Source organism: Nocardioides gilvus (genome assembly GCF_003194605.1).
Lineage (GTDB): Bacteria > Actinomycetota > Actinomycetes > Propionibacteriales > Nocardioidaceae > Nocardioides > Nocardioides gilvus.
The window spans coordinates 406,710-432,618 of the sequence record NZ_QHKY01000002.1 but is presented as its reverse complement, the minus strand read 5'-3'; the positions used below and the strand labels follow the sequence as shown (position 1 = coordinate 432,618).

Annotated in this window: 21 protein-coding genes; 14 read left to right on the top strand and 7 right to left on the bottom strand. The window is 69.6% G+C overall.

Annotation, left to right across the window (positions count from 1 at the left end; all coding sequences use genetic code 11):
• Positions 1 to 198: 198 nt before the first annotated feature.
• Entirely contained in the window at positions 199 to 327 is a 129-nt protein-coding gene (locus DNK52_RS16425; protein ID WP_275426139.1) for a hypothetical protein, read from the bottom strand.
• A 382-nt stretch (positions 328 to 709) separates the two neighbouring features.
• A complete protein-coding gene (locus tag DNK52_RS07370; protein ID WP_110240626.1) occupies positions 710 to 1,426 on the bottom strand; it encodes a pirin family protein in 717 nt (238 codons plus the stop codon).
• Positions 1,427 to 1,443: 17 nt separating this feature from the next.
• On the opposite strand from DNK52_RS07370, the gene DNK52_RS07365 reads away from it, so the two are divergent.
• The 3 genes from DNK52_RS07365 (at position 1,444) to DNK52_RS07355 (ending at position 6,321) form a co-directional block, all read left to right on the top strand.
• The gene (locus DNK52_RS07365) at positions 1,444 to 2,811 is read left to right on the top strand and encodes a glycoside hydrolase family 1 protein (RefSeq protein ID WP_239455440.1); all 1,368 of its coding nucleotides are present in this window, start codon (positions 1,444 to 1,446) and stop codon (positions 2,809 to 2,811) included.
• Positions 2,812 to 2,977: 166 nt separating this feature from the next.
• Positions 2,978 to 4,792 (top strand): glycosyltransferase family A protein, encoded by a 1,815-nt coding sequence (locus DNK52_RS07360; RefSeq protein WP_162598668.1) that lies wholly within the window; start codon positions 2,978 to 2,980, stop codon positions 4,790 to 4,792.
• The gene (locus DNK52_RS07355; RefSeq protein ID WP_110240332.1) at positions 4,789 to 6,321 is read left to right on the top strand and encodes a glycosyltransferase family A protein; all 1,533 of its coding nucleotides are present in this window, start codon (positions 4,789 to 4,791) and stop codon (positions 6,319 to 6,321) included. Before DNK52_RS07360 ends, DNK52_RS07355 begins: the two co-directional genes overlap by 4 nt.
• Positions 6,322 to 6,358: 37 nt before the next feature.
• Here the strand turns inward: DNK52_RS07355 and DNK52_RS07350 are convergent, their stop codons facing one another.
• The 3 genes from DNK52_RS07350 to DNK52_RS07340 all read right to left on the bottom strand — a co-directional run bounded on the left by DNK52_RS07350 (position 6,359) and on the right by DNK52_RS07340 (position 10,240).
• Positions 6,359 to 7,531 (bottom strand): nucleotide sugar dehydrogenase, encoded by a 1,173-nt coding sequence (locus tag DNK52_RS07350; protein WP_239455439.1) that lies wholly within the window; start codon positions 7,529 to 7,531, stop codon positions 6,359 to 6,361.
• A gap of 82 nt (positions 7,532 to 7,613) precedes the next feature.
• The gene (locus DNK52_RS07345; protein ID WP_110240330.1) at positions 7,614 to 9,620 is read right to left on the bottom strand and encodes an NADPH-dependent 2,4-dienoyl-CoA reductase; all 2,007 of its coding nucleotides are present in this window, start codon (positions 9,618 to 9,620) and stop codon (positions 7,614 to 7,616) included.
• Complete coding sequence (locus DNK52_RS07340) at positions 9,617 to 10,240, bottom strand: PadR family transcriptional regulator (RefSeq protein WP_110240329.1); 624 nt, start codon at positions 10,238 to 10,240, stop codon at positions 9,617 to 9,619. Before DNK52_RS07340 ends, DNK52_RS07345 begins: the two co-directional genes overlap by 4 nt.
• 98 nt (positions 10,241 to 10,338) lie before the next feature.
• Between DNK52_RS07340 and DNK52_RS07335 the strand changes: the two genes are divergently transcribed.
• The 5 genes from DNK52_RS07335 (at position 10,339) to DNK52_RS07315 (ending at position 15,740) form a co-directional block, all read left to right on the top strand.
• Complete coding sequence (locus tag DNK52_RS07335) at positions 10,339 to 11,523, top strand: CaiB/BaiF CoA transferase family protein (protein ID WP_110240328.1); 1,185 nt, start codon at positions 10,339 to 10,341, stop codon at positions 11,521 to 11,523.
• 244 nt (positions 11,524 to 11,767) lie between these two features.
• Positions 11,768 to 12,253 (top strand): hypothetical protein, encoded by a 486-nt coding sequence (locus DNK52_RS07330; RefSeq protein WP_110240327.1) that lies wholly within the window; start codon positions 11,768 to 11,770, stop codon positions 12,251 to 12,253.
• 254 nt (positions 12,254 to 12,507) lie between these two features.
• Positions 12,508 to 13,983, top strand: a complete 1,476-nt coding sequence (locus DNK52_RS07325) for a DEAD/DEAH box helicase (RefSeq protein WP_110240326.1) — start codon at positions 12,508 to 12,510, stop codon at positions 13,981 to 13,983.
• A gap of 237 nt (positions 13,984 to 14,220) precedes the next feature.
• Complete coding sequence (locus DNK52_RS07320; RefSeq protein WP_239455438.1) at positions 14,221 to 14,922, top strand: CPBP family intramembrane glutamic endopeptidase; 702 nt, start codon at positions 14,221 to 14,223, stop codon at positions 14,920 to 14,922.
• Positions 14,923 to 14,999: 77 nt separating this feature from the next.
• On the top strand, positions 15,000 to 15,740 hold the full coding sequence (locus DNK52_RS07315) for a hypothetical protein (protein ID WP_162598667.1): 741 nt from the start codon (positions 15,000 to 15,002) through the stop codon (positions 15,738 to 15,740).
• Positions 15,741 to 15,750: 10 nt separating this feature from the next.
• Here DNK52_RS07315 and DNK52_RS07310 read toward each other — a convergent pair whose 3' ends face one another.
• Positions 15,751 to 16,653 (bottom strand): NAD(P)H-binding protein, encoded by a 903-nt coding sequence (locus DNK52_RS07310; RefSeq protein WP_110240324.1) that lies wholly within the window; start codon positions 16,651 to 16,653, stop codon positions 15,751 to 15,753.
• A 180-nt stretch (positions 16,654 to 16,833) separates the two neighbouring features.
• Between DNK52_RS07310 and DNK52_RS07305 the strand changes: the two genes are divergently transcribed.
• From DNK52_RS07305 to DNK52_RS07290, 4 genes are all read left to right on the top strand, one after another.
• Positions 16,834 to 17,256 carry a pyridoxamine 5'-phosphate oxidase family protein gene (locus DNK52_RS07305; protein WP_110240323.1) on the top strand — a complete coding sequence of 141 codons (423 nt, stop codon included), beginning with the start codon at positions 16,834 to 16,836 and terminating at the stop codon, positions 17,254 to 17,256.
• 154 nt (positions 17,257 to 17,410) lie between these two features.
• Complete coding sequence (locus DNK52_RS07300; RefSeq protein ID WP_110240322.1) at positions 17,411 to 18,061, top strand: PadR family transcriptional regulator; 651 nt, start codon at positions 17,411 to 17,413, stop codon at positions 18,059 to 18,061.
• Positions 18,058 to 18,780 carry an ABC transporter ATP-binding protein gene (locus DNK52_RS07295; RefSeq protein WP_110240321.1) on the top strand — a complete coding sequence of 241 codons (723 nt, stop codon included), beginning with the start codon at positions 18,058 to 18,060 and terminating at the stop codon, positions 18,778 to 18,780. The genes DNK52_RS07300 and DNK52_RS07295 overlap by 4 nt, the downstream gene beginning before the upstream one ends.
• Complete coding sequence (locus DNK52_RS07290) at positions 18,780 to 21,443, top strand: ABC transporter permease (protein ID WP_110240320.1); 2,664 nt, start codon at positions 18,780 to 18,782, stop codon at positions 21,441 to 21,443. The genes DNK52_RS07295 and DNK52_RS07290 overlap by 1 nt, the downstream gene beginning before the upstream one ends.
• A gap of 15 nt (positions 21,444 to 21,458) precedes the next feature.
• Here DNK52_RS07290 and DNK52_RS07285 read toward each other — a convergent pair whose 3' ends face one another.
• On the bottom strand, positions 21,459 to 22,205 hold the full coding sequence (locus DNK52_RS07285; protein WP_110240319.1) for a MerR family transcriptional regulator: 747 nt from the start codon (positions 22,203 to 22,205) through the stop codon (positions 21,459 to 21,461).
• Positions 22,206 to 22,370: 165 nt separating this feature from the next.
• Between DNK52_RS07285 and DNK52_RS07280 the strand changes: the two genes are divergently transcribed.
• Complete coding sequence (locus DNK52_RS07280; protein ID WP_110240318.1) at positions 22,371 to 23,582, top strand: acetyl-CoA C-acetyltransferase; 1,212 nt, start codon at positions 22,371 to 22,373, stop codon at positions 23,580 to 23,582.
• A 37-nt stretch (positions 23,583 to 23,619) separates the two neighbouring features.
• Positions 23,620 to 25,842, top strand: a complete 2,223-nt coding sequence (locus tag DNK52_RS07275; protein ID WP_110240317.1) for a 3-hydroxyacyl-CoA dehydrogenase NAD-binding domain-containing protein — start codon at positions 23,620 to 23,622, stop codon at positions 25,840 to 25,842.
• Positions 25,843 to 25,909 lie beyond the last annotated feature (67 nt).

Sequence of the window (25,909 nt, the reverse complement as noted above, 5' to 3'; positions counted from 1 at the left end):
CGAAGGGCGATGAGCCTTCATTCCGATGCATTGTGTGATCCCCGTCACAAAGGGGAGTGAATCCTTCTGGTGTCGCCTGCCCGCGTGACCGATCCGCGAAACAGTCCACCTCCTTCTGTGCTGGCCGCCGGGTCCGCGAAAATGCGAAGAGGCCCTCGACCAAACGGTCGTGGGCCTCTTCGGAAGGAGGGGGCGCTGTCAGGCAGCTTGAGCGTGGTGCGGCTCGCTGAGGGTCCAGCGCGCCTCCATGTGGGTGCGACCGTCGCTGTCGCGGACGGGGACCCAGGAGACTGCGGGGCGCGTCTCGTTTTTCTTGGTGTCGATCATGGGACACCTCCTGTTCATCTTCTGTTCACCAAGAGTAGCACTTCCCCACCCCGATGCCCAGAAGGTCGAACAATTGCCTACTTCCCCCCATATCGGTCGGCTCAGCGCCGCCGGTTCCCCACGGGCGCACCACAGGCGCTCGCAACGTCATACGACTTGGCTGTCCTGGCGACCTCTGGTGATGACGTCCGGGGTCGAGCCCTCGCAACGTCATACGACTTGGCTGTCCTGGCGACCTCTGGTGATGACGTCCGGCGAGGGGCGGGGCAGCGTCAGGGTGCGGAGAGAAGAAACAGGCCCTTGTTGCATGGGGTCAACAAGGGCCTGTTGACGAGAATCCTAGATGTAGGTCGCGCGTCCCGAAGCCGATCCGCGAGAACCTTTACCCCGGAGTTGGAGTACGGAAGACCCACTGCATGACTTCGGCGGCCGCAACCACCCGCAACTGCATCTCGGCGTCGTCGGCGGCGGTGATCCGCAGGGCGTCGCCCTCGGTCAGGGTGAGGTCGTCGTGACCGGGCGAGGACCACACCACCTCACCCGAGGCGACGAAGAGGTGGTGAGAGGAGCAGACCGGCAGATCGTGCACGGTGCCGCTCGCGAGCGAGCCCACGAAGAGGGTCGCGCCGCTGCAACCGACCGGCACCTGTGCGCCGTCGCCGGCCACCGGAATCATGCGCTCCGACTGCATCCCCGAGGCGAGGAAGCGGGCAGGCGGCCCGCCCAACTCGTCCGGCACGAGCCAGGTCTGGACGAACCGCGTCGGCGCGGCGGAGGTGTCGGCAAATTCCGAGTGGGAGATCCCGGATCCGGCCGACTGCACCTGGACCGTCCCGGCCGGGAGCAGGGAGCGGTTGCCCAAGGAGTCGGTGTGGACCACCTGGCCGTGCATCACCCAGGTCACCAGCTCGACGTCGCTGTGGCGGTGCTCGGGGAAGCCGGCGCCCCAGGAGAGACGGTGTTCGTTGTGCGCCCGCATCGGCCCGAATGCCAGGTTCTCCGGGTCGTAGTGGTCCCCGAAGGAGAATGAGTGGTGAGCCACCTGGGAGGCCGACCGGGTCGAATACCTTGTCGAACCTTGGTGCAAGCGGATCTGCATGCGGATATGGTCACCCGGTGAACGATGCTGGATCAATTCGGGGTGGCGACACCTTCCCGCTGTTCCCGGCGGGTTTCCGTCTGGGCACGGCCGTCTCCGCCCAGGAGACGGAGGGATCGGCACGCGCCGACGGACGGGGTCCGAGCATCTGGGACGGATTCGAGGACGTCGAGGGACGTACGTCTCCCGGTGCGCCCGAGGTGAACGGCGCCGACCACTACCGTCAGCGCAGCGACGACGTCGCTCTGATGGGACGCTTCGGCGTCCGTGCCCACCGCTTCTCGGTGGCGTGGTCCCGGATCCAGCCCGAAGGTCGTGGGCCGGTCAACACTGCGGGTCTCGACCACTACGACCGGCACGTCGACGAGTTGTTGGCTGCGGGAGTCGAGCCGATGGTCAGCCTGCACCACTGGGACCTGCCCCAGGCTCTCGAGGACGACGGCGGATGGTTGAACCGCGCCACCTCTGAGGCCTTCGGTGACTACGCAGCGATCGTCGCCGACCGGTTGGCCGACCGAGTGGCGCACTGGATCCCGCTGCACTCGCCCAACAGCGCCAGCGTCCTGGGCTACGGCCTCGGCGTGCACGCCCCCGGCAAGAGTCTGGTCTTCGACTGCCTCCCGGCGGCGCACCACATGCTCCTGGCGCACGGGCTGGGCGCCCAGGCGCTGCGGGCCGCCGGCGCGACGAGCGTGGGCTGCGCCAACAACCACACCCCCGCGTGGCCCGCCACCGACGAGCCCGAGGACACCGGGACCTGCAAGCTCTTCGACATGCTCTGGAACGGCTTCTTCATGGAGTCGATGCTGCTGGGGCGCTACCCGCTGCCGTTGACCGCGCCGGTGGAGCACGTGGTGCGGCCCGGCGACATGGCCACGATCCGTCAGCCCCTCGACTTCTACGGCGTCAACTTCTTCAACCCGATCCGGGTGGGCGCCGCGCCCGAGGGACACGAGATGCCCTTCGCCTACCGCGAGGTCGTCGGCTACCCGCACACCGACCGTGGGCGTCCCGTGGTGCCCGACTCGTTGCGCGAGTGGTTGATCATGTTCCGGGCCCGCTACCGCGCCGCGCTGCCGCCCATCATGATCACCGAGTCGGGTGCCGACTACTGGGCGGACCCCGACGAGTACGGGGTGGTCGACGACCAGCCGCGCATCCAGTACGTCAACGCCTACCTGCACGCCATCGCGGAGGCGGTCAACCGCGGGGTGGACGTACGCGGCTACTACTACTCGTCACTCCTCGACGGTCACGAGTGGACCGACGGTTACACCCAGCGCAGCGGCCTGGTCCACGTCGACCACACCACCCGGCGCAGGACCCCGAAGTGCTCGATGGAGTGGTACTCGCGCCTCATCGCGGCGCAGCCGACCGACAACTGATCCCTCCGCCCGCCCCGGGGCGCCGCCTTGCCACCGCCCCCGCGCGGGACGCGGCTATCGTTCGGGCATGGCATGGCGACGACGCTCGGGCTCCGACGTACTGCGAGGGGCTGCTGCACGCGTGACCCGGAAGGCGCGTGGGTCCCTGAAGGGCTCAGGCTCCTCGGTGTCTCCAGCCACGTCCCACGCGACGGTGAGCGCAGGCGTACCGCCACTGGCCTCGGTGCGCGACCTCTTCGCCGACCTCCCGGGGCCGACGTTGGTGCTCGCCGCGGAGTCGGCGGTCCTGTCGTTCCTGCCGCCTCGCCCCGAGGCGTTGGGGGTGAAGGTCGTACGCCTCTGGGAGGGCGAGCTGGCTGAGGTGCACGGTCGTGAATGGGGTTCGGTGCTGCTGGTCTCGACGGACCGCTCGACCCTGCGCAGCGTGGCCTCCGCCCTGCCCGACCTCGGCCACTGCCGGGACCTCGGCGTGTGGCTGACCGCCACCCGCTCGCCGGTGGTGCCGGCGCCCCCGCAGAACTGGCCGCCGCTCGCCGCGGTGGCTGCGCGCCGCCTTCCGAAGCCGGGCAGTGGAGCGGTCACCGTGCTCACCTTCGTACGTCCGGTGCGGGTGCGTTCGGTGCTCCAGACCTTCGCGCACCAGGCCGTCCCCCGGGACCACGCTGCGCGTTCCGGGCTGGTGCTCGCCTACCACGGACGACCGGTCGCGCCGGGTCTGGACCTGCGCGCCGACGTCCTGCACGAGCTCGCGCACGCGGTCACCGACGACCGGGTGGTGCCTCCCGACGTGGTCCTGTCCGCCCCCGAGGACCAAGCAGGTGTCGCGTCCGACCTGGCGCCGCACCATGTCATCGACCGGGTGCCTGTCGTGGTCACCGACGCCGGTCTCGAGCCGGTCGACGAGATGGTCTTCAACGCCCGCGGCTGGCGCGGCAACCCGCCCGAGGCGATCGTTGACCTCACCGAGCTGGTGCGAGGGGGCCCGGTCACCGAGTTGGTGGTCCGTCGGGCGCGCCGGCACCGGGCCGTACGTCTCGACCTCACGACGGCTGACCCGTCCGACCTGCTCAAGCTCACGATGTCCGGCATCCCCGTGCTCACCAGCGGCGACGAGCCGCGGCTCGCCCCGGAGCTGGCGAAGGTCCTCGCAGACGTGCCCGACCTGGACGACACCCTGGCGCGCGACGGCTGGTCGGTGCGGTTGCGGCGAGCCACCTTCGACCACCACTCGACCGCGGCCTGGCGCTCAGGTCTCGCCGGGCGTACGGGCGTGGCACGGCTGGCTGCGGCCAGCGCGTCGCTGCCTCCGACGAGCGTCCTGCTCGCCTCCAAGCGCGAGCACGAGCTCGCCGGGGCCGTGGCCCGGGTGGCCGCACAGGTGGGCGCCGACGTCGAGCTGGTCATCGCGACCCACGGCTTCCGCACCGATCCCGCCCCGCTGACCGAGATCCTGGGTCGCCCGCCCGTCCTGCTCGACTTCGAGGATTCCACCTTCTTCGGTGACGTGCTCACCGCGGCTGCCCAGGCGGCGTCGGGCAGCGTGCTGATGAAGATGGACGACGACGACTGGTACTCCCCCCACACGGTGCACGACCTGCTGATGGCTCGCAGGATCTCGGGGGCGGACCTCGTCGGTGCCGCGGCAGAGTTCGTGCACCTGGCCGAGCTGGACACCACGGTGCGACGCACGGATCCTTCGGAGGTCTTCAGCGACTGGGTCGCTGGCGGCACGATGACCGTGTCGCGCGACCTGCTGCGGGAGTTGGGGTGGTTCCGTCCCGTGCGGCGCTGGGTCGACGCCCAACTTCTCCAGATGGTGCTCGCCTCGGGTGGCAGCGTCTACCGCACCCACGGTCTCAACTACGTGCTGCGCCGCAACGCCACCGGCCACACCTGGGAGACCGAGGCCGAGACCTTCCTGGAGGCCGGCACCGTGCTCCAGCAGTGGGAGGGCTTCCGGCCTCCGAAGGAGGGGTTGTGATCGGCCCCGTGGTGCGCCGCAACGACTGGACGACCCTCGAGGTCCCCGAGCTGGGTGCCTGGACCCCCACGCGGTCGATGAGCGTCGTCATGCCGGCCTGGGGGTCGACCCCGCTCGACGCGGTCCTCGCGGCCCTGACTGCGCAGACGTACCCCGAGCACCTCTTCGAGGTCGTGGTCGTCGACGACGGCAACTCACCGCCCGTCGAGCTCCCGGACCTGCGACCGGCACACACCCGCCTCGTGCGCGTCACCGAGGGGTGGGGGCGGGCCAACGCCTCCGAGGTCGGGACCGCTCAGAGTGACGGCGACATCGTGATGTGGTTGGACGCCGACATGCTGGCCTTCGCCGAACACCTCGAGGCCCACGCCCGTTGGCACCACGTCATCGACCACGCGGTGGTGCTCGGCGACAAGCGCTTCGTCACCCCCCGGATCGACCTGACTCCTGCCCAGGTGCGTGACCGGGTCGCGGACGGGTCGATCGTCGATCTGCACGACTGGAACACAGCTGATCAGCACACCTGGATCGAGGAGATCTTCGCCAAGACCGACGACCTGGCACGGGCCGGCCACAACGCCTTCCACTGCCTGGTCGGCGCGACGGTCTCGATGACCCGGGCCATGCACGACGCCACCGGAGGCCTGGACCCGACGCTCCGGCTCGGGGAGGACACCGTCTTCGGGCACCTGCTCAACGAGGCCGGGGCCGTGCTGCTGCCCGACCGGGGGGCGCGTGCCTGGCATCTCGGTCTCACCCACGTGATGCAGCAGGGCGACCTGGTCAAGGCGTACAACGCACCTGCGTTCGCCGACTTCGTCCCGGCCTCCCGCGGCCGCCGGCAGCACGGCCGGATCTACCAGGTGCCGTACGTCGAGGTGGTCGTGCCCGTCGACGCCGGAGCCGACCGGGTGCAGCGCTGCGTCGACGCGCTCCTCGAGTCGGACATGGACGACCTGCGGGTCGTGCTGGTGGCCGACTGGGCGGTCCTGGACACGGCGCGGGTCTCGCCGCTGCGTGACCCCCTGCGTGACCTCGGCATCCTGTCGCGCGCCTACCGTCACGAGCCCCGTGTCGAGCTGGTCCAACCTGATGCCGAGGTGCTGACACAGCGCTGTCGATCGCCGTTCCGGATGACCCTGGCCAGCACGGCCCTGGCTCCGCTCGAGATGAGCATCGGTGTCCTGCTCGCTGACATGGAGCGCACCCACTTCGGTCTCGCCGTGCTCCACGGGCCCGCGGGGGAAGTCGTACGGGTGGTCCGTACGGCGGCCAGGTCACGGGCCGGTTGGCACGAGGTCACCGACCCCGGGGAGGTCGACGACTTCATCGCTGACGTCTTCGGGCGCCGCGACGCGGGTGCCGCCGAGTTGGGGTGGGTGCCGTGGGAGGAGCGCACGATCCGTCGCTACCGGCGACCGAAGTTCGGGGCGGTCTCGTCCGAGGAGTCGTGGGCCAGGGTCGAGGAGACGATGGTCCCGGCGCTGGAGCGTCGCGCTGCCCGCGCCCAGCGGGCCCGCAAGGGCTGACCCAGGACGATCTGGGCCAGACCGATCTGGGTCGATCTCAGTCGCTGCCGTAGAGGTCGCGGGTGTAGACCTTGGCGGCGACGTCGGCGAGCTCGGGGGTGCGGCGGTTGGCGACGATGATGTCGGCGCGGGCCTTGAACTGGGCGAGGTCGTTGACGACCTCGGAGTTGTAGTAGTCGCCTTCGACGAACTCGGGTTCGTGCACGATGACTTCGACGCCGCGGGCCTTGATCCGTTTCATGATGCCCTGGACCGATGACTCGCGGAAGTTGTCGGAGCCGGCCTTCATGATGAGGCGGTGGATGCCGACGACGCGGGGGTTGGTGGTGAGGATGTCGTCGGCGACGAAGTCCTTGCGGGTCTGGTTGGCCTCGACGATCGCGCGGATGAGGGTCTGGGGGACGTCGGCGTAGTTGGCGAGGAGTTGCTTGGTGTCCTTGGGCAGGCAGTATCCGCCGTAGCCGAAGGAGGGGTTGTTGTAGTGCGTGCCGATGCGCGGATCGAGGCCGACGCCCTCGATGATCTGGCGGGTGTCGAGGCCGCGGGAGAGGGCGAAGGAGTCGAGCTCGTTGAAGTAGGCGACGCGCATGGCGAGGTAGGTGTTGGAGAAGAGCTTGATCGACTCGGCCTCGGTGGGCTCGGTGAAGAGCACGGGTACGTCGTCGGCGTCGGCGCCGGAGAGCAGCAGCGCGGCGAACTTCTCGGCCCGTTCGGAGCGTTCGCCGACGACGATGCGGGAGGGGTTGAGGTTGTCGGCGAGTGCTTGGCCCTCGCGGAGGAACTCGGGGGAGAAGATGATGTTGTCGGTGCCGAGGCGCTTGCGTACGTCTTCGACGTAGCCGACCGGGATGGTGGACTTGATGACCATGGTGGCGTCGGGCGCGACGCGTTGCACGGTGCGGATGACTGCTTCGACCGAGGAGGTGTCGAAGGAGTTGGTCTCGGAGTCGTAGTTGGTCGGTGTCGCGATCACCACGAACTCGGAGTCGACGTGGGCAGCGTCGGCGTCGGTGGTGAAGGTGAGGTCGAGCTCCTCCTCGGCCAGGAAGCGGGAGATCTCGTCGTCGTGGATGGGGCTGGTGCCCGCCTCCAGCAGGGCCACGCGCTCGGCGTCGAGGTCGAGCCCGGTGACGCGGTGGTGTCGGGACAGCAGGATGGCCACCGAGAGCCCGACGTAGCCGAGACCTGCGACCGAGATCTTCGTCTTCACGTGGGTCATTGTGCCGTAGACCCTGGACTCACAGGGTCGGGCTCATGACTTGGAGGCACAGGACTCACAGGGCTCACAGGGCTCACAGGGCGGCAGCGACCTCGGTTCCCTGGCGGATCGCTCGCTTGGCGTCCAGCTCGGCGGCCAGGTCGGCGCCACCGATGAGGTGGAGCGAGTCGGAGCCGGACCGGGTGAGCAACAACTCGTCATGGAGTTCACGCACCGACTCCTGGCCGGCGCACACGATCACGTGGTCGACCTCCAGCACTTCGCTGACCCCGGCGACGGTGATGTGCAGACCGGCGTCGTCGATGCGGTCGTAGGTCGCCCCGGAGATCTGCCGCACGCCCGACTGCTTCAGCACGGCGCGGTGGGCCCAGCCCGACGTCTTGCCCAGGCCGATGCCGATCGGGGTCTCCTTGCGCTGCACGAGGATGACCTCGCGGGCGACCTCGCGCGCCTTCTTCTCGGTCAGGCCGCCGCGGTGCAGGCTCGGGTCCCCGACGCCCCACTGGGCCTTCCAGCCGTCGAGGTCCGTCTCGACGTGGGCGAGGAAGTGGGAGACGTCGACACCGATGCCGCCGGCGCCGATCACCGCGACCTTCGCACCGGCCGTGACGGTGCCGTTGAGCAGGTCGGCGTAGGAGACCGCCTTGGGATGCTCGATCCCCTCGATGGCGGGCATCCGCGGCTCGACGCCGGTGGCGATGATGACGTCGTCGAAGTCGGCCAGCGCGTCGGCCTCGGCGCGGGTGTTGAGGCGTACGTCGACCCCCAGCACCTCGAGCCGGCGTCCGTAGTAGCGCAGCGTGTCGGCGAAGTCCTCCTTGCCGGGCACCGCCATCGCCAGCCGGAACTGGCCGCCGATCTCGCTGCGGGCCTCGAAGAGCGTGACCGCGACGCCGCGCTCGGCCGCGGAGACAGCAGCAGCGAGGCCGGCGGGTCCGGCACCGACCACGGCCAGCGTGGTCTGCGTACGCACGGGGCCCAGCACGAGCTCGGTCTCGTGGCAGGCGCGCGGGTTGACCAGGCAGGAGGCGGTCCTGTTGACGAAGATGTGGTCGAGGCAGGCCTGGTTGCAGGCGATGCAGGTGTTGATCTCGTCGGCGCGACCGGCGGCGGCCTTGTTCGCGAACTCCGGGTCGGCGAGCAACGGACGGGCCATCGAGACCAGGTCGGCCTCACCGGCGGCCAGGATCTCCTCGGCCAGCTCGGGGGTGTTGATTCGGTTGGAGGCGCAGACGGGCACCCGTACGGCGGCCTTGAGGCGGGCGGTCTGCTCGCGCCAGGCGCCGCGCGGCACCTGGGTGATGATGGTGGGGATGCGGGCCTCGTGCCAGCCGATGCCGGTGTTGAAGACATTCACCCCGGCCTCCTCCAACCTGGAGGCGAGCTCGAGGGTCTCGTCCCAGGTCTGGCCACCCTCGACGAGGTCGAGCAGGGAGATCCGGTAGAGGATCGGGAAGTCGCCGACCAGCTCGCGGGTGCGGCGCACGATCTCGACGGGGAAGCGCATCCGGTTGCTGGCGCTGCCGCCCCACCGGTCGGTGCGGTCGTTGGTGCGCGCAGCGAGGAACTGGTTGATCAGGTAGCCCTCCGAGCCCATGATCTCGACGGCGTCGTAGCCGGCCTTCTTGGCCAGGGCGACGGACTTCGCGAAGTCGGTCGCGGTCCGGTCGACGGCCTTCGTGGAGAGGGCGGAGGGCTTGAAGGGGGTGATCGGCGACTTCGCCTTCGAGGCGCTGACGCTGAAGGGGTGGTAGGCGTAGCGCCCGGCGTGCAGCACCTGCAGCGCGATCGCGCCGCCCTCGTCGTGCACCGCGTCGGTGACCTGGCGGTGGCGGGAGGCGTGCCGGTTGCTGCTCATCTCGGAGCCGAATGGCTTGAGCCACCCCCGCTTGTTGGGGGCGTAACCGCCGGTGATGATCAGGCCGGTGCCGCCACGGGCCCGCTCGGCGAGGTAGGCGGTGAAGCGGTCGCGGTGACGCTCGGAGTCCTCGAGACCGGTGTGCATCGACCCCATGACGATCCGGTTGCGCAACGTCAGCGGGCCGAGCTGGATCGGGCTGAGCAGGTGGTCGTAGGTCATCGGATCTCTCCCTGGGTCATGTCGTCGGGCCCAGATGTCGGGCTGGAGGCGGGGGTGGGCGCGGGTGCGGGTGCGGTGGTGGCCGGGTCGTCTCCGTGGGCGCGCAGGTAGTCGCTGACCCAGCCGATCCAGAACTCCTCGAGCCGGATGCCGCCGCGGAGCACGAGGTACTGGTCGCGGGTCTGGTCGTCCAGCGAACCGGGATCGGTGCCGTACTCCTTCTCGAGCTGGAGGTAGTGCCCGAGTCGCACGTGGTGGTCGACCAGGTGGGCGCGCAGGACGTCCAGGACCGCGGCGCGGTCGCCGTACGAGGCCCCGCGCATCTTCACGGCGAGGTCGCTGCGGAACTGCTCCATCGGGGCCGGGGTGGCGAGCCAGTCGGCGAGCGTGCGCTCACCGGCGGGGGTGACGCGGTAGACCTTCTTGTCGGGGCGACCGGCCTGCCCGACCACTTCGACGGTCAGGTCGCCGGCGTCGACCATGCGGGCCAGGATGCGGTAGATCTGCTGGTGGGTGGCGTGCCAGAAGAAGCCGAACGACTTCTCGAAGCGTCGGGTGAGCTCCAGTCCGGAGCCGGGCTTCTCGCGCAGTGCCACGAGGAGAGCGTGTTCAAGGGCCACGGAGGGAGAATGGCACACCTATGCAACGAGTTGCAAGGGATTCTCGATCCGGGTGTCGTTCACGTGATTGCCGTCCTGTGCGGTGACAGGATGCCGCCATGACTGAGTCGCACGCCGCTGGACAGGACGACACCCGTGATCCGTACGCCCTGGGGCAGGGCACCGGACCGCTGCGAGGGATCAAGGTCGTCGAGCTCGCCGGCATCGGACCGGGTCCGCACGCCTGCATGATCCTGGCCGACCTCGGTGCCGACGTGATCCGCATCGAGCGGGCCGGCGGCGGGATGTTCAGCTTCGGCGCCAAGGACCTGCTCAACCGTGGACGGCCCAGCGTCGCCCTCGACCTCAAGCGACCCGAGTCCGTCCAGACCGTGCTCGACCTGGTCGCCGGCGCCGATGTGCTCGTCGAGGGGATGCGTCCCGGCGTCACCGAGCGACTCGGTCTCGGACCCGACGACTGCCTGGCCCGCAATCCGCGCCTGGTCTACGGCCGGATGACCGGGTGGGGGCAGGACGGTCCGTGGGCGCTGACCGCGGGCCACGACATGAACTACGTCGCGCTCAGCGGGGTGCTCCACGGTCTCGGTCAGGACCCGACGCGTCCGCACTTCCCCGGCAACCTCCTCGGCGACTTCGGCGGGGGCTCCACCTACCTGGTGATCGGCATCCTCGCTGCGCTCCTCGAGTCGAGGCTCTCGGGCCAGGGCCAGGTCGTCGATGCCGCGATCGTCGACGGCACCGCCCACCTCAACGCGATGGGCGCCTCGATGTTGGGCATGGGGGTCTCCGGTGGTCGGGGCAGCGGACTCCTCGACGGTGGTGTGCCCTACTACGCGGTCTACGAGACCTCCGACGGTCAGCACATGAGCGTGGGCTCTCTGGAGCCGCAGTTCTACGACGAGCTCGTCCGGATCCTCGAGCTCGACCTGCCCGACCGCAACGACCCGGCCAACGCGTCGGTGATCCGCGAGGCGATCACCGCGCGCTTCGCCGAGCGGACCCGTGACGAGTGGGCGGAGCTCTTCGACGGCACGGACGCCTGCGTGGCCCCGGTCCTGACCCTGCCCGAAGCGGCCGCCCACCCACACCTCGCCGCCCGGGGGACGTACGTCGAACGCAACGGCGCCCTGGAGCCCACTCCCGCCCCGCGCTTCTCGCGGACCGCGGCGACGCTCACCACCCCGCCGGCGGAGTTGGGTGCCGACACCCGGGCGGCGCTCCAGGCCTGGGGGATCGCCGGTGTCGAGGAGCTGATTGCGTCCGGGGCCGCCGTCCAGCGCTGACATCGGTAGCCACCATGTCGGATGCTCGGCCCCTTCTGGTGGCCAGTGACGCTCTGAGTGCCGAGTTTCCGACATGGTGGTCAATCTCATCCTCGAATGCTCCTGTGCCCCTTCGCGATCGGATCCTGACGTGAGCGAGCGGCCACTGGTCTGGTCCGGCCGTTGGGCACGCGTGACAGCGGGGCCCCGCAGGGTTACTTTCGGGTAATCAAGCCGTGGGAGACGGCTGGAGGGGGTCTGAGGGATGAGTCGTACGACGTTGCGCGCTGTCGTCAGGACGGCGGCGATCACGCTGGTGGCGACCGCGGCGCTCGCCGGGTGCGGGAGCGACGAGGACGAGTCGGAGCAGGAGCCCCAGGGCGTGGTCACCGGAGTGGTCCTTGACGGGGCTGGCGGCGCGCCGGTGCCGGGTGTCGAGGTGGAGTTGCTCGTCTGGCCCTCGCCGCAGGCCGGTGCCACGGCACCCGTCGGCGAGGCGCCCGAGTTGATCCGGATCGACGAGCAGACCACGGCGGACGACGGCACCTTCGACCTCGAGGCGCTCGCCGCGGAGCTCAGCCCGCACGCCAGCTCTGACGGTCAGGTGGGGCTCGAGATCCGCAAGGTCGGTGCTGCCGGTGCCGGCACGCGGACGTCCGTGCGGTTGAGCCGTGGAGAGGGCAACGGCGAGTTCACCGTGCACACCCTCGAGGGTCTCGAGCTGACTCCTGCCGAGCTCGGTGACCGTTGACGCGAGGTCGCTGGACGGCCGCCTCGTCGTCGTTCCGTTGCCCGGTGTGACGCATTCGTCCGCGCAACGATGCGTGTCGTAGGGGTGTGAACCCGTAAGGTTGCGTCCAGACGGGTCGTGAAGTCTTGCCTCGACCGTCCCGCAGCCCCTCATCGAGAGGCTCGGCCTCGCCTCGCGAGGTACGCGGCAGTTCGCTGCCAACTCCGCCACCGGCGGAGGCGCGTTGGTGAGACACCAACCAGAAACGAACACACATGAACTTCGCCGAACTCGGCGTGCCCGCCGGCCTGTCTGCACTCCTGGCCGAGCAGGGCATCACTGTCCCCACCCCGATCCAGGCGGCCACGCTGCCCGACTCCCTGGCCGGACGCGACGTCCTCGGCCGGGGCCGCACCGGCTCGGGCAAGTCCTACGCCTTCCTGCTGCCCCTGGTGGCTCGCCTCGACGCCTCGAAGATGCCGGCGATGCCGGGCAGGCCCCGCGCGCTGATCCTCGCTCCGACCCGCGAGCTGGTCACCCAGCTCAAGGACGCCCTCCTCCCGCTCGCCAACTCGGCCGGCCTGCGCGTGCAGACCGTCTTCGGCGGCGTCGGCCAGGGCCCCCAGGTCACCGCGATGAAGAAGGGCGTCGACATCGTCGTCGCCGCGCCCGGTCGCCTCGAGGACCTGATGGGCCAGGGCCACATCAACCTCTCCGCCGTCGAGATCACGATCCTCGACGAGGCTGACCACATGGCCGACCTGGGCTTCCTGCCCGGCGTCAAGCGGATCATGGACAAGACCCCGAAGGACGGCCAGCGCCTGCTCTTCTCGGCGACGCTCGACGGCGCGATCAACGTGCTGGTCAAGCGTTACCTGAGCAACCCGGTCACCCACGAGGCCGACTCGGCCCAGTCGCCGGTCTCCAAGATGAGCCACCACGTGCTGCACATCGGTCGCGAGTCCCGCGTGCCGGTCCTGGTCGACCTGACCAGCGCCCCCGGCCGTACGGTCGTCTTCACCCGCACCAAGTACGGCGCGAAGGCCCTGGCCCGCCAGCTCAACAAGAGCGGCGTCCCCGCGGTCGACCTGCACGGCAACCTGTCGCAGAACGCCCGCACCCGCAACATGGAGGCGTTCCACTCCGGCAAGGCGATGACCCTGGTCGCGACCGACGTCGCTGCCCGCGGCATCCACGTCGACGACGTCAACCTCGTCATCCACGCCGACCCGCCGTCCGAGCACAAGGCCTACCTGCACCGCTCGGGCCGTACGGCTCGCGCCGGCGCCGAGGGCACCGTCATCACCCTGATGACCGACGAGCAGGTGCGCGACGTGCGTGACCTGACGCGTCTGGCCGGCATCAAGCCGACCACCACGAAGATCGCCAACGCCTCCGACCCGATCCTGGTCAAGCTCGCTCCCGGTGAGCGCAGCCTGCCGGGTGGGTTCGCGACGCCGGAGCCGGTCCAGACCCAGCGTTCGGGTGCCCCGAAGGCCGGTGGCCGCAACCGCCAGCGTCGTGCTGCCGGCACCAGCACCAACACCCGTTCGGGTCAGCCGAAGTCGGGCGGCTCCTCGTCCGGTGGACGCGGCGGCCAGGGTGGCGGCGCCCAGCGCTCCGGCGCCTCGAAGTCGGGTGGCCAGGGTGGCGGCCAGCGCAGCGGTGGTCAGGGCGGTCGCTCCGGCGGTGCTCGCACCGGCGGCGGCGCCTCGAGCCACAGCGCAGCCTCGTTCAGCGGACGCCGCTGACATCTGATCGACCTCGTACGACGGGGCGCAACGACCACGTGTCGTTGCGCCCCGTCGTCATTTCGCGCCGCCCGACCCGCCGGACGTCATCACCAGCGTTCGCCGGAGCGACCTCGGATGATGACGTCCCGCGACCCCCCGCTCCGGACGTCATCACGATCGGTTGCTGGGGCAACCTCGGATGATGACGTCCCGTGGATCAGGGCCCGAGTGGTGCTGCTCCGTAGGCTGACGTACGTGCAGACGCCCGCCTGGATACGACGCGCCCTGTGGGACGTCGTGCCCCGCGACCAGCGGGAGACCTCGGCGTCGTTGCGCCGTCGCCAGTGGGCGACCGCGTTCGTGGTGCTCGTGGGCGCCGTGGTGCTCGGCTGGTCGGTGCGCATCGAGCCCGGGAACAGCCTCTTCTACGTCGGTACGGTGACGCTGGCCGTGGTCTGGGCGGCGGGTGCGCTGCTGGCCGGTCCGTTGCACCTGGGGCGGATCGCCTTCCGCGACACACTCGTACGCCCCGTCCTGACGCCGCTGGCCGTGGGCTTCTCCCTCGCGGCTCTCTTCGTCGTCGGGGCGGTGCTGGTGCGCGAGATCCCGCTGTTCGCGCCTTTGGAGAGCCAGGTCAGTGCGGTCCTCGACTTCGCCGACCAAGGGTCAGTGCCGCTGCTGGTGGTCATCACCGCGAGCACCGGGATCGCAGAAGAGCTCTTCTTCCGCGGTGCGCTCTATGCCGCCGTGCCACGCAACCCGGTGCTCTGGAGCTCGCTGGCGTACGTGGCGGCCACGGCCGCGACCGGCAACGTCATGCTCACCTTCGCCGCGGCGTTGCTCGGGGTGCTCTGCGGCCTCCAGCGTCGCGCCTCCGGCGGGATCCTGGCGCCGGTGCTGACCCATGTGAGTTGGTCGCTGTCGATGTTGCTGGTCTTGCCCTTGGTGATCGGCTGACGGGTGGGAGCTGTCGCGCCGGCAACCGAGTGGCGGGACTCATCCGCGACCGCCGGCTTCCCTCGTACTGTGCGGGGATGCACAGAGTGGGAGATCGGGCACGAGTTCGTGACCGCGGTGCCGGGATCGGACCGATCGTGACGCTGTTGGTGGCGGCGCTGGTGGCCGGGTGCTCCGGGGAGCCGGGTGCGCGCGGAGGTCCGCAGGACCCCGAGGGGAGTCTGGCCCCGGTGATCGACCCGGAGCGCCAGCCGGCCGACGGCCCTGAGCCCATCGCTGTCGAGCGTGACGATCTGCCGGGGCGCAACGACCTGGTGCTCTCGACCCGGGTCACCCTCCGCCAGGTGTTGAAGAAGGCGACCGCGGGCGACTCGCCCGAGGAGGGGGAGGAGTTCGCTCTCGCGGCGATCCTCTACCTGGGTGACCAGAGCGGCAGTGTCGGCCCCAAGGAGGTCGCGACGCTGGTGGCGGCGGACCGGGAGGACGTCGCCCAGTACGTCCACAGCCAGATGGGGATCGCGGAGCAGTTGGGCCTGGAGCCGGCCCGGATCGACCCGGACGAGCAGCCGTACCTGATGAGCGAGTTGGTGGAGCCGGGGCTGGTCCGTACGTCGTTGGCGTTGTACCTGATCTACCCGGGAGCCTTCGAGGGGAGCGACGGCACGTGGGTCATCTTCACCACCGAGAGCCGGCATCGCGAAGGCGCGTGGCAACTCACCCACTGGAACAACGCCGCGGGCCCCGACCGCGACATGACCCAGCGGCAGTTGGAGAGCCACTTCGACGGCGGCAAGGGCTGGCGCCGGCCCCGGTTCTGACGGTGCGGACTCAGATCGCGGGTTTCCCCAGTGCGAGCCTGACCGCCTCGCGATAACCCGTCGGCTCGAACGGCACCACGTCGCGGATCGATTGGTCGGTGACCACCACCTCGGTGTCCATCGAGTCGATCAGGTTGCGGCCCGTGGTGACGTCGACGTCGGTGACCAGGGCGAGCCAGTACGACGAGAGCCGCGGCGTCATCACCGGGACCGGCACGATGCGCAGCCGCTGGCCCTGCATCTCCTCGCTGGCGATCTGCAGCATGTCGCGGTAGGTCATCACCTCCGGACCGCCGATCTCGAAGATCCGCCCGAGTGCCTTCTCCTCGTCGATGACGCCCACCAGGTAGGCGACCACGTCGTCGAGGGCGATCGGTTGGGTCCTGGTGGAGGTCCAGTGGGGCACCACCATGGCCGGAAGGTTCTTCACGAGCTGGCGCGTGAGCTCCCACGAGATCCCGCCGCGTCCGACGACGATGGCGGCGCGCAGCACTGTCACCGGAACCCCACCGAGGCCGAGCAGACCTTCGACCTCGCGCCGGCTGCGCAGGTGGGCGGAGAGATTGTCGTCGTCGTCACCCAGACCACCGAGGTAGACGATCTGCCGTACGCCTGCTCCCGCGGCGGCAGCACCGAAGGCGCGGGCGGCAGCCCGGTCGCGGGCCTCGAAGTCCTCGTGGTCGAGCGAGTGGACCAGGTAGACCGCCACGTCGACGTCGGTCAGGGCGTCGACCAGGCTCTCGGGGTCGGCGACATCGGCGCCCACCGCGGTGCCGGGGCCGTCGTACGACTCGGGTCGCCGCGTCATCGCGCGTACGTCGTACCCGGCCTCCACCAGGGCGGGGAGGAGCCGGCGGCCGACGAAACCGGTGGCGCCGGCGACCAGGACACGGGTCTGCTCTCCAGGGGTCATGCCCCGAGCGTAGGCGGGTCTGCCTCGTGGGGGGAGGGGGTCGGCCGGGCAGGACGCGGGGCATCCCATGCGACGGTGGGTGAAGAGGGCAAAGCAGCAGAGCGGTCCGCAGGCGGCCGGGTCGCGTGACGCTCGTCGCCTGCTCTGTCCCCAACGCTCCGGGAGGACTACCGTGGAGTCATGGACGAGTCGACCCGCAGCCTCACACCCGCCGAGTGCTGGGAGTTGCTGCGCTCCAAGGAGTTCGGTCGGCTCGCGTTCCACCTGGCTGAAGAAGTGCACCTCACTCCCATCAACTACGCGGTCGACCACGAGACCCTCCTCTTCCGCACGGCCGAGGGCAGCAAGCTCCTCGCCGTCGTGATGAACGACGACGTGGCCTTCGAGATCGACGAGTACGACGACCGGAGCGCGCGCAGCGTCATCGTCAAGGGCCGTGCCCGTCTGCTGCCCGAGGACGAGGCGCACCGCGCGGAGAACGTGCCGCTGCGGCCATGGGTCGACCAGGAACACAAGTACAACGTCGTCGAGATCGTGCCGACCAAGGTGAGCGGTCGCCAGTTCGACCTCACCCGTCCTTGGTTGCGGATCTCCAAGGGCTGACTGTCTGATCCCGTAAGGACCGACCGGATCCATCCGGTCGGTCCCTTTTTTGTGCCTTCATCTCTTCTGATGACGGATACCGAGTATGCATACCTGATATACATACCGAGTATCCACGTGCGACGTCGCGTGGCGAGAGGGAAGGAGGACGCGGATGTCGGTCAGACAGTCACTGTTGGCGCTGCTCGAGCAGGGCCCCATGTACGGCTACCAACTCCGCGCCGAGTTCGAGCAGCGGACCGGGGCGACCTGGCCACTCAACGTGGGGCAGGTCTACACGACCCTGTCCCGGCTCGAACGCGACGGAATGGTTGCGGTCGTCGATCACGGGGGTGTCGACGACCGGACCGAGGCGGACGGGGAAGCAGGGACCCAGTCCGAGTCTGGTGGGGAACGCGGACAGGTGAGCTACCAGATCACCGAGGCCGGCCGCGCGGAGGTTGCCGAGTGGTTCAGCACCCCGGTGCCGCGCACCCAACCGGCGCGCGACGAGTTGGCGATCAAGCTGGCGATCGCGGTGACCCTGCCCGGGGTCGACATCGGTCGACTCATCCAGCAGCAGCGCACCGCCACCATGAGCGCGCTGCAGGCCCACACGCGTACGAAGAGGGCCGGGCGCCCCGGGGCCCTGGTCGGCGAGATCCAGAGCGCCACCGAAGACCTGGCCTGGAGCCTGGTCCTTGACTCGCTCGTCTTCGACGCCGAGTCGGAGATCCGCTGGCTCGACCACTGCGAGGCGCGGCTGCGTCGCGCATCCCACCAGACCAAGACCGCCTCGTCCATCCAGCCGGAGGAATCCCGATGACCGCCGTACTGCACCTCGACAACGTGACCCGTGTCCACGGTGAGGGGGCCACCCGGGTCGCCGCCCTGCGTGGCGTCTCGTTCACCGCCCGCCCGGGCGAGCTCGTCGCCGTGATGGGACCCTCTGGCTCCGGGAAGTCGACCCTGCTCAACCTGGCCGGTGGGCTCGACACCCCGACGTCGGGCTCGGTCCTGATCGAGGGTGTCGACCTTTCCGGCCTCGACGTGGCCGGGCGCGCTCGCGTGCGGCGTACGTCGGTGGGTTACGTCTTCCAGGACTACAACCTGATCCCGGCGCTCACCGCCGCCGAAAACGTCGCACTGCCGCGCGAGCTCGACGGCGACTCCCGCAAGGAGGCTCGCGAGAAGGCGATGATCGCCCTCGAGCGGGTCGGGATCGCCGAGGTCGCCGACCGATTCCCCGACGAGATGTCGGGTGGTCAGCAGCAGCGCGTCGCCATCGCCCGCTCGGTGGTCGGCGAGCGCCGCCTGATCCTGGCCGACGAGCCGACCGGAGCCCTGGACACCGAGACCGGTGAAGAGGTGCTGCGCGTGCTGCGCGACTTCTGCGACGCCGGAGCCGCAGGCGTGCTCGTCACCCACGAGGCGCGCCACGCCGGCTGGGCCGACCGGGTGGTCTTCCTGCGTGACGGTCTCGTCGTCGACGAGGCAGCGGCCTCCGGTGCGTACGGCGATCCACTCGAACAAGGTGCCCTCTGATGAGGTGGGGATTCGCGCTGCGCATAGCCGCGCGCGACGCACTCAGGCACAAGCTCCGCAGCCTCCTGGTGCTGACAATGATCGCGCTGCCCGTCCTCGTGGTCAGCGCGGCGATCACGCTCGTCGTCACGAGTCAGGTGTCGGGCCAGGAGCGCATCGAGCGCAAGATGGGGGCCGCCGAGGCCCTCGTCTGGTCGGAGTACCGCAAACCAGTCGACCAAGCGCCCGATCCCTTCGACTGGGAGCGTTGGCCGGTCGGTGATCGTCTCGCCGAGGCCCCCGACCTCACGGACGTGGCGGCCGTGCTCGGACCCGACGCCCACTTCGTGGAGAGGCGCACCGAACGGGTGGAGGTGCGCGACTCCGACAAGCGGCTGATCAGTTTCACGGCCGACGAGGTCGACCTGACCCATCCGATCACGCGAGGTCTCTTCGAGCTCACCCAGGGACGACTGCCTGCCGGTGCCCATGAGGTCGTCGTCAGCGAGCCGAGCGTGGAGGCTGGCTTCGCGATCGGCGCTCGGATCGAGATCCCGGGTGTCGAGGAGCCCGCCGTCGTCGTGGGGGTCGGCAACGACGCCACGACGTACGACGGGCTCAAGGTCTTCGGGCCGATCGGTTCGCTCATCGCCGACACGGGTCCTCGCAACACCGGGGCCTCCGACGAGGCGCCGCAGGTCTGGTTGGTCGAGGGCGTCGAGGTTACGTGGTCCGACGTCCAGGAACTGAACGAGCGAGGGTTCTTCGTCGGGTCACGCGCGGTGATCGAGGACCCGCCCTTCGCCTCGGCCGCCTCCTGGGTGCAGGACGCCACCGGTGGGGGAGGGGACCAGGCGGAGACCCTGACCGTGGTCCTGCTGGTGATCGTGATGGCGTTGCTCGAGGTGGCGTTGCTGGCCGGGCCGGCCTTTGCGGTCAACGCGCGGAGCCAGGCCCGTACCTTGGCCCTGGTCGCCATGGCGGGCGGCACTCCGAGGCAGGCACGCCGGGTGATCCTCGCCGCCGGCCTGGTGCTCGGGACGCTCGCGACCGCGCTCGGTCTGGTGCTCGGCGTGGCCACCGCGAGAGTGTTCCAGCCGTTGGTGCAACGGTTCAACGGGGAATGGTTCGGCCCGTTCGAGGTGCCGTGGGGTTGGTTGGTTCCGGTGGCGGTCTTTGGCCTGCTCTCCGCGCTGGCCGCCGCCGTGGTCCCGGCCTGGTTGGCGTCGCGCCAGGACCCGGTCGCCGTGATGGCCGGGCGGCGCGCGGACGCTGCACCCGACCCGCGTACGCCCGTGCTGGGTCTGGTGCTGTTGCTCATCGGCGTCGCGGGTGCGTGGTTCGGCACCCAGGGTGACTACACCAGTGCCGTCCCGGTAGCCGCCTCCGCCGTGGCCGCGATGGTCGGGATGATCCTGGTCGCGCCGGTGCTCGTCACTACGGTGGCCCGACTCGCACGCCCGCTGCCGCTCCCGGTCAGGTACGCCGCTCGCGACGCGTCGCGCCACCGTGGACGTACGGTCCCAGCCGTCGCCGCGGTCGCTGCGACGGTGGCTGGGGTCGTGGCGATCGGGATCGCGGTGGCCAGCGATGACAAGGAGTACGTCGAGACCTACATCTACGCGCACGCCGTCGGCGACGGTCAGATCATCTGGAGCCCCGAGGAGGAGGGCCGGGACGCCGAGGCAGGCCTCATCGCACTCGCCGAGGTGGCGGGGAAGGCCGCGCCCGAGGTCGAGGTGACACCGATGTTGAGTCCTGACCTGGGCGAGGCGGAGCGGGAGGGCGACTACGTCTACTGGGAGGTCGACCACGACGTCGAGGGCAACGACCTCGGGCCGATGTCACACGGCGGAGGAGGTGCCTCGTCCATCGGGATCGCCCCCGACACCAGTCACGTGTACCTGAGCGAAGACGTCCGCGAACGAGCTGACGAAGCCCTGGCGGCAGGGAGGGCCGTGGTCTTCACCGACCAGGTCGAGGGGGAGCGTGACGTCGTCCTGTCGCGAGTCGTCGAGCGGGACTACGAGGACGAGGTGGCGCGCACCCCGGACCTCGAGGTCGCGCTGCCTGCGCTGCTGGTCAGGACTGAAGGCGTGGCGTCGGTCATCGCCATGCTGCCCGAGGAGCTGGCTCGGGACCGGGGCCTGGAACCGATCGTCACGGGCGTCCATCTGAGTGGAGTCGCCGACGAGGAGACGCAGCAGCTGATCACCAAGGCACTGCAGCAGATCGACCCCACCGCTGAGGCGTGGATCGAGCGGGGACCGAGGTCGCAGGAGTGGCAGACGGTCCTGCTCGTGGTGGCCGTGGCCGGAGCCGTGCTGATGCTGGCCGGCACCCTGACCGCGACCTTCCTGGCGCTCTCGGACGCGCGTCCGGACCTGGCGACCCTGTCGGCCGTCGGGGGCGCGCCACGGACGCGGCGCGCGGTGGCCGGGTCGTACGCCCTGCTGGTCGGCGCCACCGGGGCCGTGCTGGGTGCTGCGGTCGGCTTCGTGCCCGGGCTCGGCATGGCCAGTGCGCTCACCCGGGGCGACCTGTACTCCGGCAACTCCGGCCCCTACATCGACATCCCGTGGCTGCTGATCGTCTCGATCGTGGTGCTGCTACCGCTCCTCACCGCCGCGATCGTCTGGGTGAGCGCGCGCTCGAGGCTGCCGCTGGTGACGCGCATCGAGTGAGGCGGGGGGCGTACGTCAGCGGTTGCGGCGCGCGATGTCCTCGCGCGTCGCAGCGTCCATCGCCGCTTCGTACGCGGTCACGAGCGAGGCGACCGAGAGCGGCTTGATCCGCTCGACGACCTGCTGGAGTCGTTCGGGAGTCATGCCTGACTCGCGGTAGGCCGGCCAGACCTGGGTGCGGAAGAGCTCGAGCAGTTCGCGTGCCATCTCCTGGCCGTGGCGGTTGTAGAGCTCGCGGGCGGCCTTGGCGGCCTCGACCGGGTAGCCGATCTCCAGCAGCCCGAGCCCGACGGCGAGCTGGGTGACCGCGACCTGGTAGCGGTCGTCAGGCAGGGGATGGAGGATCTCCATCGCCTCGAGGGTGTCGAAGTCCTCGTCGGCGAGCTCGCGTCCGGCGCGCCCGCAGATGTCTGCGCGGGACAGCTCGACCGGGTGGTCCGACATCCAGGGCGCCACCATGGTGCGGTGCAGGGCGACGTCCTCGGCCGAGGCGTCGTCGGGGATGTCGGCGACGTACTTCTCGATCGCGGCCAGGGTGAACCCGTGGGCCTGCAGCTCCTGGACCAGCGCGAGCCGGGCCACGTGGTCGGGGGTGTAGTAGCCCGAGCGGCCGCGCCGGATGGGCGGCGGGACCAGCCCCTTGGTCGTGTAGAAGCGGACGTTGCGCACGCTCATCTGGACCCGCGCGGTGAGTTCGTCGAGGGTGAGCAGTTCGCGGGCCGCCTCCAGGGCTTCCGCCGGGCTCTCCACCTGCTCTGCCATCACACCTCCAGGACTGGGTCTCGTCTCGGTCGCACCGCCCAGCACGTGTGAGGCGGATCACCCATGGTGTGGACCGCGTTCTGCACGTACTCTTGACGACTGTGACAGTCATAGTGTCACAATCGGTTCACATTCACGATCCAAGCAGATCCAGCAAGGACGGTCATGGCAGAAGCATTCGTGTACGACCACATCCGGACCCCGCGCGGAAGGGGCAAGGCCAACGGCACCCTCCACGAGGTCAAGCCGATCGACCTCGCCGTCGGTCTCCTCGAAGCGGTCAAGGACCGCAACCCGGGCTTCGACCCCGGCCGGGTCGACGACGTCGTCCTCGGAGTCGTCTCGCCGGTGGGTGAGCAGGGCGCCGACATCGCCAAGACCGCAGCGCTCGCAGCCGGCTACCCCGACGAGGTCGCGGGCGTGCAGCTCAACCGCTTCTGCGCCTCCGGCCTCGAGGCCGTCAACCAGGCTGCCCAGCGGGTCCGCTCCGGCTTCGAGGACCTGATCCTCGCCGGTGGCGTCGAGTCGATGAGCCGCGTCCCGATGGGCTCCGACGGTGGCCCCTGGGCCCAGGACCCCGCGACCGCCTTCAAGTCCGCCTTCGTGCCCCAGGGCATCGGCGCCGACCTGATCGCGACCGTCGAGGGCTTCAGCCGCACCGACGTCGACACGTACGCCGCCCAGTCGCACGCGCGCGCCGCCGCCGCGTGGGAGGCCGGCTACTTCAAGAACGCGATCGTTCCGGTGACCGACATCAACGGCCAGATCGTCCTCGACCACGACGAGACCATCCGCACCGGCACGACCGCCGAGGGCCTTGCGAAGCTCAAGCCCTCCTTCGCGGGGATCGGCCGCGACGCCGGCTTCGACGACGTGGCGCTGGAGAAGTACCACTGGCTCGAGAAGATCAACCACGTGCACCACGCCGGCAACTCGTCGGGCATCGTCGACGGCGCCGCGCTGATGGCGATCGGCTCCGAGCAGGTCGGCAAGGACCTCGGTCTGACCCCGCGCGCCCGGATCATCGCCACCGCGGTCTCCGGAGCCGACCCGATCATCATGCTGACGGGCCCCGGCCCCGCCGCGAAGAAGGCGCTCGCCAAGGCCAACCTGACGGTGGCCGACATCGACCTCTTCGAGATCAACGAGGCGTTCGCCGCCGTCGCCATGCGCTTCATGCGCGACATGGGCATCGACGACTCGATCACCAACGTCAACGGTGGCGCCATCGCCATGGGCCACCCGCTCGGTGCGACCGGCGCCATGATCCTCGGCACCCTGATCGACGAGCTCGAGCGACGCGGTCAGCGTCGCGGCCTCGCCACGCTCTGCGTCGGCGGCGGCATGGGCATCGCCACCATCGTCGAGCTGGTCTGAGTCGGACTCCGGTCCGCAGAAAGGTTTTGAGAAACACATGAGCACTGATCTGAACGAAGCGAACCAGACCGCAGTCCGCTACGACAAGGACGCCGACGGTGTCGTCACCCTGACCCTGGACGACCCCACCGCCAGCGCCAACACCATGAACGAGCTGTACGCCCGCTCGATGGCCGCCGTCGTCGACCGCCTCGCCGACGAGGTCGCTGCCGAGGGCAGCGACGTCAAGGGCGTCATCATCGCCAGCGCCAAGAAGACCTTCTTCGCCGGTGGTGACCTCAAGGGCATGATGAAGGTGACCAAGGCCGACGGCCCGCGCATGTTCGCGGAGGTCGAAGGCATGAAGGCCACCCTGCGCAAGCTCGAGACGCTGCCCGTCCCGGTGGTCGCCGCGATCAACGGCGCCGCTCTCGGTGGTGGCCTGGAGATCGCGCTGGCCGCCAACCACCGCATCGCGCTCGACGCTCCCGGCACCCAGATCGGCCTGCCCGAGGCCAGCCTCGGCCTGCTTCCCGGCGGCGGTGGCGTCACGCGTACCGTCCGGATGCTCGGTCTGCAGACCGCGCTGATGGAGGTCCTGCTCCAGGGCCCGCGCTTCAAGGCCTCAGCCGCCAAGGAGAAGGGTCTGGTCGACGAGCTGGTCGCCACCCGCGAGGAGCTGCTCCCCGCGGCCAAGGCGTGGATCCTGGCCAACGCCGACGACGAGAACGCCGCCAAGCAGCCGTGGGACCGTCCCGGTTACAAGATGCCCGGTGGCAAGCCGTCCTCACCTGCGCTGGCTGCCTTCCTGCCGGCCTTCCCGGCCCTGCTGCGCAAGCAGCTCAAGGGTGCCGACTACCCGGCGCAGCGGGCGATCCTCTCCGCTGCCGTCGAGGGTGCCTCCACCGACTTCGACACCGCCTCGCGGGTCGAGTCGCGCTACTTCACCTCGCTGGTCACCGGCCAGAACGCCAAGAACATGATCCAGGCGTTCTTCCTCGACCTCTCCGCGATCAACTCCGGGTCGCTGCGTCCCGGCGGCGTCGAGAAGTTCGTCGCCAAGAAGGTCGGCGTCCTGGGCGCCGGCATGATGGGCGCGGGCATCGCGTACGTCTGTGCGCGCGCCGGCATGGAGGTCGTCCTCAAGGACGTCTCTCTCGAGAACGCCGAGAAGGGCAAGGCGTACTCGGCCAAGATCAACGAGAAGGCCGTCTCCCGCGGCAAGATCACGCAGGAGAAGAGCGACGAGATCCTCGGCCGGATCACCCCGACCGCGGAGCCGTCCGACCTGACCGGGTGCGACCTGGTCATCGAGGCCGTCTTCGAGGACCCGGACCTGAAGGCCAAGGTCTTCGCCGAGATCCTGCCGTTCGTCAACTCCGACGCACTGCTCTGCTCGAACACCTCGACCCTGCCGATCACCGGTCTGGCCAAGAACGTCGACCGCCCGGCCGACTTCATCGGTCTGCACTTCTTCTCACCGGTCGACAAGATGCCGCTGGTGGAGATCATCCGCGGCGAGGGCACCTCCGACAAGGCGCTCGCCCAGGCCTACGACGTGGTCCAGATGATCAAGAAGACCCCGATCGTCGTCAACGACAGCCGTGGCTTCTACACCTCGCGCGTCATCGGCGTGCAGATCAACGAGGGTCTGGCGATGCTCGGCGAGGGCGTCCACCCGGTCTCCCTGGAGCGTGCCGCGACCCAGGCCGGTTTCCCGGTCGGGCCGCTGCAGATCTCCGACGAGCTCAACCTCGAGCTGATGGTCAAGATCCGCAAGGCCACCGAGGCCGCAGTGGAGAAGGCCGGTCTGCAGTTGCCGAAGGACGGCTCCAAGCAGGTCGTCGACCGCATGATCGAGATCGGTCGCTCCTCGCGCCTGGTCGGCAAGGGCTTCTACGACTACGAGGACGGCAAGCGCGCCGGCATCTGGTCGGGCCTGACGGAGGAGTTCCCGCCGGCAGAGCAGCAGATCCCGTTCGTCGACATCCAGGAGCGGATGCTCTTCATCGAGGCGCTCGAGACCGCGAAGTGCTTCGAGGAGAACGTGCTGACCTCGGCCGCTGCGGCCAACATCGGCTCGATCATGGGCATCGGCTTCCCGGCCCGCCTCGGTGGTGCTGCGCAGTTCATCACCGGCTACGAGGCCGCTGACGGCGAGATCGGCATCGACGCCTTCATCAAGCGCGCGAAGGAGCTGGCTGCTGCCTACGGTGACCGCTTCCTCCCGGGCGCCTACCTGGAGGCGATGGCAGCGAAGGGCGAGTCCTTCCCCGCCTGATCAGTCGGTCGATCACTGACTGACGCTTCACACTGCCTGCGTGGCGGCCGTTTCGACGGTCACCACG

Coding starts and splice junctions, on each gene's coding strand:
- DNK52_RS16425 (WP_275426139.1), bottom strand. CDS start 327: ATGATCGACACCAAGAAAAACGAGACGCGCCCCGCAGTCTCCTGGGTC.
- DNK52_RS07280 (WP_110240318.1), top strand. CDS start 22,371: ATGGCAGAAGCATTCGTGTACGACCACATCCGGACCCCGCGCGGAAGG.
- DNK52_RS07345 (WP_110240330.1), bottom strand. CDS start 9,620: ATGACCTACGACCACCTGCTCAGCCCGATCCAGCTCGGCCCGCTGACG.
- DNK52_RS07290 (WP_110240320.1), top strand. CDS start 18,780: ATGAGGTGGGGATTCGCGCTGCGCATAGCCGCGCGCGACGCACTCAGG.
- DNK52_RS07310 (WP_110240324.1), bottom strand. CDS start 16,653: ATGACCCCTGGAGAGCAGACCCGTGTCCTGGTCGCCGGCGCCACCGGT.
- DNK52_RS07325 (WP_110240326.1), top strand. CDS start 12,508: ATGAACTTCGCCGAACTCGGCGTGCCCGCCGGCCTGTCTGCACTCCTG.
- DNK52_RS07300 (WP_110240322.1), top strand. CDS start 17,411: ATGTCGGTCAGACAGTCACTGTTGGCGCTGCTCGAGCAGGGCCCCATG.
- DNK52_RS07305 (WP_110240323.1), top strand. CDS start 16,834: ATGGACGAGTCGACCCGCAGCCTCACACCCGCCGAGTGCTGGGAGTTG.
- DNK52_RS07370 (WP_110240626.1), bottom strand. CDS start 1,426: ATGCAGATCCGCTTGCACCAAGGTTCGACAAGGTATTCGACCCGGTCG.
- DNK52_RS07315 (WP_162598667.1), top strand. CDS start 15,000: ATGCACAGAGTGGGAGATCGGGCACGAGTTCGTGACCGCGGTGCCGGG.
- DNK52_RS07335 (WP_110240328.1), top strand. CDS start 10,339: ATGACTGAGTCGCACGCCGCTGGACAGGACGACACCCGTGATCCGTAC.
- DNK52_RS07285 (WP_110240319.1), bottom strand. CDS start 22,205: ATGGCAGAGCAGGTGGAGAGCCCGGCGGAAGCCCTGGAGGCGGCCCGC.
- DNK52_RS07295 (WP_110240321.1), top strand. CDS start 18,058: ATGACCGCCGTACTGCACCTCGACAACGTGACCCGTGTCCACGGTGAG.
- DNK52_RS07330 (WP_110240327.1), top strand. CDS start 11,768: ATGAGTCGTACGACGTTGCGCGCTGTCGTCAGGACGGCGGCGATCACG.
- DNK52_RS07275 (WP_110240317.1), top strand. CDS start 23,620: ATGAGCACTGATCTGAACGAAGCGAACCAGACCGCAGTCCGCTACGAC.